The sequence below is a fragment of the Botryobacter ruber genome (genome assembly GCF_003347595.2).
Classification (GTDB): domain Bacteria; phylum Bacteroidota; class Bacteroidia; order Cytophagales; family Hymenobacteraceae; genus Pontibacter; species Pontibacter ruber_A.
Genome location: NZ_QCZK02000040.1, coordinates 58036 through 68514 on the forward strand (window position 1 = coordinate 58036; position 10479 = coordinate 68514).

Consider the following 10479-nt stretch of genomic DNA (forward strand, 5'->3'; position numbering starts at 1 on the left):
TTTACCATGATCCTATTCAGAAACATTGTACTCGCGGCCTGCTGCTTCACGCTGCTTACGGCCGGCGAACTACAGGCACAGTCTTCGCGCAAGAAGAAAGCGAAGGCTGCACCTGAGAATGCAACACTTGTATTACCTGCGCCTCAGCCGTCGGAGCAGGAAAAGCAGTTCAGCGAGTCATTGTTTCTGGATGGAATGAAATATTTTATGCTGGAGGATTACCCGGAAGCGCTTAAGTTTTTTCAGAAAGCTTATGCGCTTACGCCCTCCAATGCAGCCCTTAGCTACAAGCTTGCCGAAACGCACATGCTCCTGAAAAAGCCGAAAGAGGCCATCACTTATGCACAGGCTGCCGTAGCTCAGAACCCAAAAAATACCTACTATTACCTGCTGCTTGCCCAGGCCTATACCGAGCAGCAGCAATTTTCGGAAGCGGCCCAGGTATTCAACGACCTGATGCGCAACATTCCCGATTCTGACCAGTACCTGTTTAACCTGGCCGACCTGTACTTATCCCAGTCAAATTATGCGGAGGCCCTAAAAACCTATGACCGCATCGAGAAAAAGATGGGGCCCATGGAGCAGGTGTCTATTAACCGCCAGCAGATTTACCTCCGCCAGAAAAACGTAGACAAGGCTATTCAGGAAGGGCAACGGCTTTTAAGTGCTAACCCAACCGAAGTCAGGTACTATCTGGCACAGGCCGAGCTGTTTAATGCCGCCAAGAAAACCGACGAAGCTATCAATATCCTGGGCAAGGCACTGACCATGGAGCCCGATAACCCCTACGCGCACCTGATGCTCTCGGACCTGAACCGGCAGAAGGGCAACCTCGAAGAATCTGAAAAGCAGGTAAAACTTGCCTTTGCCAGCTCCGAACTCGATATCGACACCAAAGTGCGTATCCTGGTAGATTTTATCCGGCAGTTACCAAATCCGAAATTGGAATCTGTTTCGCTGGAACTGGTAGATCTTACAATCCTGACCCACCCGAAAGAGGCAAAGGCTTATGCTGTAGCCGGTGACCTGCAAACCATTGTGGGCAAAAAAGAAATGGCCCGCAACAATTACATTCAGGCGGTAAAATTCGATGACTCCCATTTTAAAATCTGGCAGCAGATTGTGCTGCTCGATGCCGAACTGTCGCAGGCCGATTCGCTGATTGTGCATTCGGAGCAGGCGCTGGAGCTGTTCCCGAACCAGGCGATCTTCTGGTTCTACAACGGCACCGGGCACTTAATTGCCAAAAATTACAACAAAGCAGTAAAATCGCTGGAAAGTGGCAAGCGCCTTACCACTAGCGAGCCAGATATGGCCAAACAGTTTAACATGCAGCTTGGCGATGGGTATAACTCCATTAAGGAGTACAAAAAATCGGATGCAGCGTACGATGCTGTACTGGCCGTTGACCCGAACAACGAGCATGTGCTCAACAACTACAGCTATTTCCTATCGCTCCGCAACGAGAAGCTGGAAAAAGCAAAAGAAATGTCGGGCCGCCTGGTAAAAAAACATCCGGATAACCCAACCTACCTCGATACCTATGCCTGGGTACTGTATAAGCTGGAAGACTATGCCGGCGCCCTGAATTACCTGGAAAAAGCCATTGCTGTTTCTGACGATGCCACCATCCTGGAACATTACGGCGATGTGCTCTTTAAGCTGGGCAAAAAAGACGAGGCCGTAAAGCAATGGGAAATTGCCAAACACAAAGGCGAAGCCTCTGCTTACATCGAAAGAAAAATTAAAGAAAAGAAACTCTATGAATAAGCCGCTCCTGCTGTTCCTGCTGGGCTTACTAATTTTATCATCCTGCAAAAAAGAAGCTGCGCCTGTAGCATCGGCTACCACCGAAACCGTAGGCTCCGTAACAGTTCAGAACCTCGATTTCGACTACCTCAGCGCCAGAAGCCAGCTTAAAGTAGAAGACAACAACGGCAGCCAGAGCTCCGGCATGTCGTTGCGTATCCGGAAAGACAGTATTATCTGGGCCTCCATTTTGCCAGGTCTTGGCATCGAAGCTGCCCGCATCAAAATAACCCAGGACTCGGTGTTTGTGGTAAACCGGATGCGCAAAGAATACATTGCCACCGACTACGATTACCTGCGCAACAAATTCAAGGTTGATTTAAATTACGATATCCTGCAGGCCATCCTGCTGGGCAACTACCTGCCTAATCCAACGGAGAAGGTAATGCAGGAGGCAGAACTGCAACACGTGCAACAGCTCCGGAACAACCTGCTTTTTGAATACATCATCGGCCTGCAGAACCAGAAACTGGTGCAGCTCAATGTAAACGATAAGCAAACCGGCAACACCATCAACGTGTCGTATAACAACTTTCAGCCGGTAGGCCCGGTGCCGGTGGCGTATGGCATGGAAGCGCAGGTCGTACAGGCAAAGCAAACCTCAACCTTCACGCTTAACCACTCCCGCATTACGGTTGCCAGCGAAATCCTGGATTTCCCTTTCACAGTGCCCGCCGATTATAAACGACTTTAGGCTCTGTTTAACTTTATGATGGTGCAGCGGCTGTGGTGGCAGGTGCAGAACTGCTGTGCAGTCACTTTTTTGTTTTCTGCACCTGCCACCACAGCCGCTGCTGCTCAAAAATAGCCGGTCACCATCTAAAATTTCCGGCTGCTATTGGTTCTTCGCGTTTAGATTTGCCATCTTTGTAAACGAAGAGTAGTAGAACAGAACATCCATGAAGGCCATTTACCGATTTACTTTTTTCCTGGCCTTAGTGCTCCTGCCGCTTACGCACTATGCCCAGAAGAGCAAGCCTAAGACCAAGGCGCAGCTGGAACGGGAGAAAAAGGAAAACCTGAATCGCATTAAAGAAGCAAACCGCATCCTGAAGCAAACCAAAGTGCAGAAGGAGGCGTCGCTGGGCCAGCTAAATGCCATTAAGGAAAAAATTACGGTACAGAAAGGCGTTATCAATAACATTTCGCGTGAAGTCACGCTCCTGAATTCTGATGTTAAAGTAACCGAAGGCATTGTAGGCGCACTGCAGGCCGACCTGGAAAAGCTGAAGGACGAATATGCCAAAATGGTGTATGCTGCCTCCAAAACGGCCAACAGTTATAACAAACTGATGTTCCTGTTTGCTTCAGAGTCGTTCAACCAGATGCTTCGGCGTATGCAGTACCTGCAGCAGTATACCGAGGCCCGCAAGAAACAGGTAGAACAAATAGAGAAGGTGCAGGCAGCGCTGTCCGGGCAGTTGGCCATCCTGGAATCAAAAAAGCAGCAAAAGCAGCACCTGCTCCAGCAACAGCTAAAGGAAAACAAAAACCTGCTGTCGCTGAAGGTGCAGCAGGACAGTGTGATTACAAAGCTGAGTAAGCAGGAAGAAAACCTTAAAAAAGAAGTGGCGCAGCGCCAGCAGGCGGTTAAAAAACTTGACAACCTGATTGCCGACATTGTGCGGGAAGAGATGGCCCGGGCCGCCCGTGCTGCCCGTGAAGAAGGCCGCAAAACCAGCGGCAGCTCCAACAGGATAACCTTAACCCCGGAGGCTGCGCTTATTTCCTCGAACTTTGCCGGTAACAAAGGCCGCTTTGCCTGGCCCGTAGAACGTGGCTTCATCTCGCAGGGCTTCGGACGCCACAATCACCCTGTCTTAAAAGGCGTAGTGGTAGAAAACCGCGGTATCGACATCCAGACGGAAAAAGGGGAAGCAGCGCGTGCTATTTTCGAGGGGAAGGTTGTAACCGTAGCGAGTGTACCGGGCATGAACAACATTGTAATGGTGCAGCATGGCGAATTCTTTACAGTATACGCCAAACTCAGAAGCGTAAATGTAAGCGACGGGCAAACCCTGAAGCCAAACGACGTAATCGGTACCGTTTATACCGACCCGGAAGGCACCACAGAACTCCAGTTCCAAATCTGGAAAAACAACGAAACCCTTAATCCACAGGGCTGGCTCCGGAAGAAATAACAATAATCAGCGCTACCAGGTCGTTAAGCAAAAAAAAACACCCTACAATGCAGGGTGCCTTTCCAAGCTATGAAAACAAACTTAATAAATTCTTATATTAAAACAGGAATATTGCAATTAAGCGCCTGTGTTAAATTCTTCTGCTATTTATGCTGAAATAATGATTTATCCAAATATTATTTCATGTACAAATCTACAATTTTATTGTTTATCAGTCAAACTCATTTATTGCAGAGGCTATAAAACTTATATCAATAAGCAGGCCAAAAAAAGTTTACCCCCTCAAAACGCTATAAAAAGGCTTTTTTAACGTGTTTTGACAATATCACTTTCCCAAAAATGGAAAAATTGACTTTTAAATGGAAGTATCACCAGCAGCCATTTGCGGGAAAGAGTAATTTTGTATTCCTCGTAAAGCATAACGCTGTGTTATACAGATGCATAAGTTTTTGCATCTAAATTTTCTTATAAAAAGACTCCGTCATAACACCGAGCTTGCCCCCACTGCTACTTAAGAACTACTGCCTTACACACCTTTAAGATACGAATTTTACACAAAAGAGAAAGCAGCAATTAAACTAAAGTCGTCTTTTATGGGTTTAATTAAAATATAAACTTTAATTTTGTAGCAATTTCATCTTAACGATTAACACTATGGTGATTACCAACATTTTCGCATTCATTGGCGGCTTAGGCGGCACAGAAGTAGTTCTTATCCTTTTCGCTATTCTGCTGCTTTTTGGTGCTAAGCGTATTCCTGAACTGGCCAAAGGCTTAGGTCGTGGTATACGTGAGTTTAAAGATGCCACGAAAGAGATTAAGAGCGACATCGAGAACTCGGTAAAAGACGACAACCGCGCTAAATAGTAAAGCCTTTTCTTAAACGGTTTTAGTTATATGTACCCCGGTACAGTTTTCCTCTTCCTGGGCGACCTGGGGGGAGGTGAGATGCTTGTTATTATTACGGCAGTGCTCTTATTGTTTGGAGCAGATCGTATTCCCGGCATTGCCCGCAGCCTTGGCCGTGGCATCCGTGAGTTTAAAGACGCGACAAACGAAATCAAAAACGAATTAGATAGACACATCGACGACGTCAACAAACAATAGCAGTTTGAGAAAGTATAGTTCGCTACACGAGATCCGCAAGGATATGGCCAATGGCCAGGTTACATGCCGCCAGCTGGTTGGCTATTACCTGAAGAACATAAAAGAAAAAGCTGAGTTAAATGCTTTTCTGGAAGTTTTTGAGGAATCGGCTTATGCACAGGCTGATGCCGTTGATAAAAAAATTGCCCACGGCACCGCCGGCAAACTGGCCGGTATGGTGGTGGGCATAAAAGATGTGCTGGCTTACGAGGGCCACACGCTGCAGGCTTCCAGCAAGATACTTGATGGCTTTAAGTCGTTGTATACGGCTACGGCTGTTAAGCGCCTCCTTGCCGAAGATGCCATTATCATCGGGCGCCAGAACTGCGATGAATTTGCCATGGGCGGCTCTAACGAGAACTCTGCTTTCGGCCCCGCGCTTAATGCCGACGACACAGCACGTGTACCGGGCGGCTCTTCGGGCGGCTCGGCCGTAGCAGTACAGGCCGACCTGTGCTACGCCTCCCTCGGCAGCGATACCGGCGGCTCGGTACGTCAGCCTGCTTCTTTCTGCGGCATTGTCGGCTTAAAGCCTACCTACTCCCGCATTTCCCGCTACGGCCTTATTGCCTACGCCTCTTCCTTCGACCAGATTGGCCTGATTACCCGAAATGTAGAAGACGCGGCGCTGTTGCTGGAGGTAATTGCCGGCCCGGATGATTTTGACAGCACCGTCAGCCACCGCGAAGTGCCTGCTTACAGCAAACAGCTTAAATCAGACAAAAAGTATAAGATTGGCTACATCCGCGACTGCTTTGAGCGCGAAGGCCTGGATGAAGAGGTAAAAGACTGTATCCTGGGCGTGAAAAATATGCTCAAGGACGATGGCCATACCGTAGAAGCCGTGGAGTTCCCTTACCTGGACTACATTGTGCCAACCTACTACATCCTCACCACAGCAGAAGCGAGCTCGAACCTGGGCCGTTATGACGGTGTGAAGTATGGTTTCCGCAGCCCGAACGTGACCGACCTGTCGTCGCTTTACAAAAAAACGAGGTCAGAAGGCTTTGGCGAAGAGGTGCAGCGGCGCATCATGCTGGGTACGTTCGTGCTCAGCGCCGACTACTACGATGCGTATTATACCAAAGCGCAGCAGGTAAGAAGGCTGATAAAGGAAAAAACCGACGAACTGCTTCAGGCTTACGACTTCCTGATCCTGCCGACAGCTCCTACCACCGCTTTTAAAATAGGCGAAAACACAGAGAACCTGTTAGCCATGTACCTGGCTGATATCTTTACGGTGCAGGCCTCGCTTGCAGGTGTTCCGGCTATCTCCATACCGGTTGGCCGCGACGAAAAAGGTCTTTCCATCGGGCTGCAACTTATGGCCCGCTCATTTGACGAGTCACAATTACTGGCTTTCTCAAATACTATCATGGAAAAGATTACCGTTGAAGTATAAAACAGTAAAATGACCTGTACCAAACTCTTTACAATACTTTTAATCGTAGTTAGCAGCGTAAGTACGGCAAGTGCCGGCGCCGCTAACTACGATTTCAGCTTTGAAAGACCGCTGGCGGAAGACACGCTGAAGCCTCAGCAGGACACAACGCTGCTCGTGGAATACATTCCCGTAGAACCCAACGATGTGATCGCGGACAGGCTGAGCTGCATCGAATCGGAAATACCGCTTACCTTCAACCCGTTTGTCAGGAGTTTTATCGATTACTTTACAATCCGTAACAGGAAGTATACACGCAAAATGATTTCGCGTCAGACGCTTTACTTCCCGTTGTTTGAAGAATACCTCAAAAAGCACAACATGCCGCAGGAGCTCAAGTACCTCTCTATTGTAGAGTCAGGACTTTATCCGAAGGCAGCTTCGCACGCCGGTGCAGTAGGGCTGTGGCAGTTTATTAAAGTTACCGGCAAAGAATACGGCCTGGAGCAGAACGAGTACATCGACGAACGCATGGACCCGGAAAAGGCAACCGAAGCTGCCTGCCGTTTCCTGAAACGACTCTATAACAGGTACGACGACTGGGAACTGGCCATGGCGGCTTACAACTGCGGCCCGGGCAACGTGAATAAAGCCATCCGACGTGCCGGCGGCGGCAAAAAGACTTTCTGGGAGATTTTCAAGTACCTGCCCACCGAAACCCGCAGCTACGTTCCGTCCATGACGGCTGTGATCTATGCTATGAACTATGCGCCCGAGCATAATCTTTTCTCCGACTCTATCCTGTATGCCCCTGCTGTAGACTACCTGCAGCTGGACCAGCCCATCGACCTGGAAAAGCTTGCTGCAGAGCTGCACACCGATACGGAAACCCTGATGGGGCTGAACACAGAGCTAAAGCAAACAGTTCTTCCGGAAAGCCTCAAAAACTACAGGCTGCGTGTTCCTGCACAAAGTACTGCACTGCTGGCCACAGATCGTGCCTGCATATTACTGGCAGCGGCCCCAACACCCAAAGTACCCGTTCCTGCTCCCGATGCTCCGGACAATACTCCTGCCCTGCTGGCTTCCGCAAAACAAGACAGCATTGTGCCCACCACCTACATCGTGCAACGCGGCGACAACCTGATCCAGATTGCCCAGAAGCACCAGGTAACGGTGGCGCAACTGAAAGAGTGGAACCAACTGGAAAGCACCAGGCTTCAGATTAACCAGCAACTCACCGTGCTGCAGCCTGTAGCCACGGAAGAACCGGCATTACTGGCTTCAGCAGCGCCTGTGGAGGCAACTGCAGCAAAGCCTGTTTCCGCAAGAACTACTACCACAGCAAAGCTTCAGAAAGTACGGCAGGTACACCATGTACAGGAAGGCGACACCCTCTGGAGCATCTCGCAACGCTACGACGGCATCACCGTGGAGCAAATCAAGAAACGCAACAACCTGAAATCCAGTGCTATCAAACCCGGCCAGAAGCTTATCATCATTTAGGTTGGTTATTCGTTGTTGGTTATTGGGGAGGAGATTTTGAGTTTGGGAGTTTGGGAGTTTAGGAGGTAGAGAGGTAGAAAGGTAGAAAGGTAGAAAGGTAGAAAGGTAGAAAGGTAGAAAGGTAGAGAGGTAGAGAGGTAGAAATTTTGGAATTTTGTAGGGGTTGAAGATTTTCAACCCTGTGACAGAAAGGTAGAAAGGTTGGGGGGTGTAGAGACGCGGTGCCCGCGTCTCCTGCACGAACCACAGGCAAATCCAATCAAATCCTGCTATTCCTTAAATCTTCTAAATCCTGTTCAGACAAAAATCCTGCTAATCCAAAAATCTGCTTAATCCCGGTTCAGACAAAAAAATTCTGCTGCACCAGCCTCCACAGCCACTGCTCCTGCTAATACGGTAAAAGGCTACTCCTGCAGCGCTGCTGCAAAGCGGGTTATCAGCTTAAATACTTCGGGGAAGCGGGTAAGGGGAAGTTGTTCCGGCCTGTCGTGGGTGTTGTGGTAGGCAGTGGTGCCGCCCAGCGTGTAAAAGAAAAAAGCTGGCACGCCGCGCTCCGAAAAAGGATAATGGTCGGAATTGGCCGCTTTGCCCCTGCTCCTGATGCGGGGCAGGTAAGCGGCATCTTTATTTAACCCGCTTAACAAGTTAAACTCGTTGGTGTGTACGCTGCCATTTACCACCATCATGCCCTCGTCGCCGGTGCCCAGCAGGTCCAGGTTTACCAGGAACCGAATCTGGCGAAGCGGAAACAACGGGTGCTGTACGTAATAGGTGGAACCCACCAGGCCTGCTTCTTCGGCAGCAAAGGCAATAAAAGCGATGCTATAGGCGGGCCTGTTCTCCTGCTTGCTGTAATGGGCCGCCAGTTCGAGCAGCATGGCCGTGCCGCTGGCGTTATCGTTCGCTCCCGGAAAATAAACATCTCTTCCCTGCCCGCCCAGGTGGTCGTAATGGGCCGTAAAAACGAGAAAGGAGTCCGGCTGCAGGCTTCCTTTCACAAAGGCTACTACATTCTGCGTTTCGTAGGCCGGCACCAGTTCGGCTTCTATTTCATATTTTACCCGCTTTACCTTTTCAGGCCATGCAGCTGCCAACACATCAAACACAGGCAACCCGATCTGCTGGCGCGCTACGGAAGCGACCAATGTTTTAGGATGCAGCACGACATGTAGCGCTGCCTGCCGGAGTTGTTGCTGGTAAGGAGCGGGAAGTGCGGCTAAGGACGGCCAGTCTTTGGCGCGGTACACGAGCGCCCGCTTCCGGAGGTCTTTCGAAAAGAATTGTTGCGCTGCGGCGGCGTCTGTAAAAATGAGCGTATCGAGCGCTACTACCTTCGCTTTGCCCTCTCCCGAACCCGAGGCGGGTTGTGCGATAAAATCTGTTCCGGGCGTTAACTGGTGCTTGCCTGCGCACAGCTCAGGGGTTTCCGTAATGCGGTTTACCTGCAACGTAAAAGGCTGAAAATAGCTGTTGCCAAACGATTTTAATCCCACAGCTTCGAACCTGGACCGGATATAACGGGCTGCTTTGGTATCGCCTTCGTACAGGTAGCCTCGCCCGTGCATAGCGGGAGCCGTGAGGGTATCAATAGTTTGCTGCACCCGGTTCATATCCTGTGCCTTGCCGCTTATAAAAGCCAAACAAAGCAGGAGCAAAAGTATCGGGGCAACAGAATGCTTCATCTTCTAGGCAGGCAGCTACATGGCATATATCCACTTAAACATCACTATCCCGCAAAGGCAGCCAATGGTGTTGCTGAGCACATCCATAACATCGCCCTGCCGCCCGCTTATCAGGTAGTGCTGCATAAGTTCGATGGTAACTCCGAATACGAAACTGATCAGGAAGGAATAGCGGATGGCCGAGTGCTTCAGCTTCAGGCTGGTAAACTGCTTCTTAAGCCCTACAATCATCAGGAAGACGAGCACCGTAAACATTGCGGCGTGGGCAAAAGAATCGAAAGAGATGAGCTCCCAGATGGAAGTAGCCGGCATGGAGTGTGATGGCAGCAGTGTCGTTGTCAGGATCACTGCTGCCCACATAATCGTAAATAGGTTGTATCGTAAAATCAAAACCTATTGAAATAACTGAATACTACTGACCGATAAGTTCGCGGTAGGCGTCTGCCGTCAACAGTCCGTCCAGTTGACCTGCATCCTCAACAGATATTTTAACTATCCAGCCTTCGCCATAAGGGTCGTTGTTGATAAGCTCGGGGCTGCCATCCAGTTTTGGATTTACTTCCAGCACCGTGCCGCTCACAGGGCTGAACAGGTCGGAAACTGTTTTCACGGCTTCTACCGTGCCAAACACATCTTCCTGGCTCACCTGCTTGTCTACAGTGTCGATGTCAACATACACAATATCACCCAGTTCGCTTTGTGCAAAGTCAGTTATTCCAACGTAGGCTATATCTCCCTCTACACGTACCCACTCGTGGTCTTTTGAATACTTTAAGTTTTCAGGTAGATTCATGGTTTTCTTCTTTAGTTATGA

The 10479-nt window shown here is 49.5% G+C and carries 10 protein-coding genes; 7 read left to right on the forward strand and 3 right to left on the reverse strand.

The window, feature by feature from the left end; translation table 11 throughout:
• Positions 1 to 6: 6 nt before the first annotated feature.
• The 7 genes from DCW36_RS12720 to DCW36_RS12750 all read left to right on the forward strand — a co-directional run bounded on the left by DCW36_RS12720 (position 7) and on the right by DCW36_RS12750 (position 7983).
• Entirely contained in the window at positions 7 to 1770 is a 1764-nt protein-coding gene (locus DCW36_RS12720) for a tetratricopeptide repeat protein (protein WP_240676166.1), read from the forward strand.
• Positions 1763 to 2503 carry a DUF4292 domain-containing protein gene (locus DCW36_RS12725; protein WP_114782726.1) on the forward strand — a complete coding sequence of 247 codons (741 nt, stop codon included), beginning with the start codon at positions 1763 to 1765 and terminating at the stop codon, positions 2501 to 2503. The genes DCW36_RS12720 and DCW36_RS12725 overlap by 8 nt, the downstream gene beginning before the upstream one ends.
• A gap of 205 nt (positions 2504 to 2708) precedes the next feature.
• On the forward strand, positions 2709 to 3950 hold the full coding sequence (locus tag DCW36_RS12730) for a murein hydrolase activator EnvC family protein (protein WP_114782727.1): 1242 nt from the start codon (positions 2709 to 2711) through the stop codon (positions 3948 to 3950).
• A 654-nt stretch (positions 3951 to 4604) separates the two neighbouring features.
• Entirely contained in the window at positions 4605 to 4817 is a 213-nt protein-coding gene (tatA, locus tag DCW36_RS12735) for a twin-arginine translocase TatA/TatE family subunit (protein ID WP_114782728.1), read from the forward strand.
• Between the two features lie 30 nt (positions 4818 to 4847).
• On the forward strand, positions 4848 to 5057 hold the full coding sequence (locus DCW36_RS12740) for a Sec-independent protein translocase subunit TatA/TatB (RefSeq protein WP_114782729.1): 210 nt from the start codon (positions 4848 to 4850) through the stop codon (positions 5055 to 5057).
• A gap of 4 nt (positions 5058 to 5061) precedes the next feature.
• Entirely contained in the window at positions 5062 to 6498 is a 1437-nt protein-coding gene (gatA, locus tag DCW36_RS12745) for an Asp-tRNA(Asn)/Glu-tRNA(Gln) amidotransferase subunit GatA (RefSeq protein ID WP_114782730.1), read from the forward strand.
• A gap of 9 nt (positions 6499 to 6507) precedes the next feature.
• Positions 6508 to 7983 (forward strand): lytic transglycosylase domain-containing protein, encoded by a 1476-nt coding sequence (locus tag DCW36_RS12750; protein ID WP_114782731.1) that lies wholly within the window; start codon positions 6508 to 6510, stop codon positions 7981 to 7983.
• Positions 7984 to 8387: 404 nt separating this feature from the next.
• Here DCW36_RS12750 and DCW36_RS12755 read toward each other — a convergent pair whose 3' ends face one another.
• The 3 genes from DCW36_RS12755 to gcvH are packed head-to-tail and all read right to left on the reverse strand — an operon-like array spanning position 8388 to position 10458.
• Complete coding sequence (locus tag DCW36_RS12755) at positions 8388 to 9665, reverse strand: M28 family metallopeptidase (protein ID WP_114782732.1); 1278 nt, start codon at positions 9663 to 9665, stop codon at positions 8388 to 8390.
• A 15-nt stretch (positions 9666 to 9680) separates the two neighbouring features.
• Positions 9681 to 10025 (reverse strand): VanZ family protein, encoded by a 345-nt coding sequence (locus DCW36_RS12760; protein WP_240676167.1) that lies wholly within the window; start codon positions 10023 to 10025, stop codon positions 9681 to 9683.
• 52 nt (positions 10026 to 10077) lie between these two features.
• Entirely contained in the window at positions 10078 to 10458 is a 381-nt protein-coding gene (gcvH, locus tag DCW36_RS12765) for a glycine cleavage system protein GcvH (RefSeq protein WP_114782733.1), read from the reverse strand.
• Positions 10459 to 10479: the final 21 nt, after the last annotated feature.

What these genes read in the sequence shown, in the direction of transcription:
- DCW36_RS12720 (WP_240676166.1), top strand. Translation starts at nt 7, where the DNA reads ATGATCCTATTCAGAAACATTGTACTCGCGGCCTGCTGCTTCACGCTG.
- DCW36_RS12725 (WP_114782726.1), top strand. Translation starts at nt 1,763, where the DNA reads ATGAATAAGCCGCTCCTGCTGTTCCTGCTGGGCTTACTAATTTTATCA.
- DCW36_RS12730 (WP_114782727.1), top strand. Translation starts at nt 2,709, where the DNA reads ATGAAGGCCATTTACCGATTTACTTTTTTCCTGGCCTTAGTGCTCCTG.
- tatA (WP_114782728.1), top strand. Translation starts at nt 4,605, where the DNA reads ATGGTGATTACCAACATTTTCGCATTCATTGGCGGCTTAGGCGGCACA.
- DCW36_RS12740 (WP_114782729.1), top strand. Translation starts at nt 4,848, where the DNA reads ATGTACCCCGGTACAGTTTTCCTCTTCCTGGGCGACCTGGGGGGAGGT.
- DCW36_RS12750 (WP_114782731.1), top strand. Translation starts at nt 6,508, where the DNA reads ATGACCTGTACCAAACTCTTTACAATACTTTTAATCGTAGTTAGCAGC.
- DCW36_RS12755 (WP_114782732.1), bottom strand. Translation starts at nt 9,665, where the DNA reads ATGAAGCATTCTGTTGCCCCGATACTTTTGCTCCTGCTTTGTTTGGCT.
- DCW36_RS12760 (WP_240676167.1), bottom strand. Translation starts at nt 10,025, where the DNA reads ATGTGGGCAGCAGTGATCCTGACAACGACACTGCTGCCATCACACTCC.
- gcvH (WP_114782733.1), bottom strand. Translation starts at nt 10,458, where the DNA reads ATGAATCTACCTGAAAACTTAAAGTATTCAAAAGACCACGAGTGGGTA.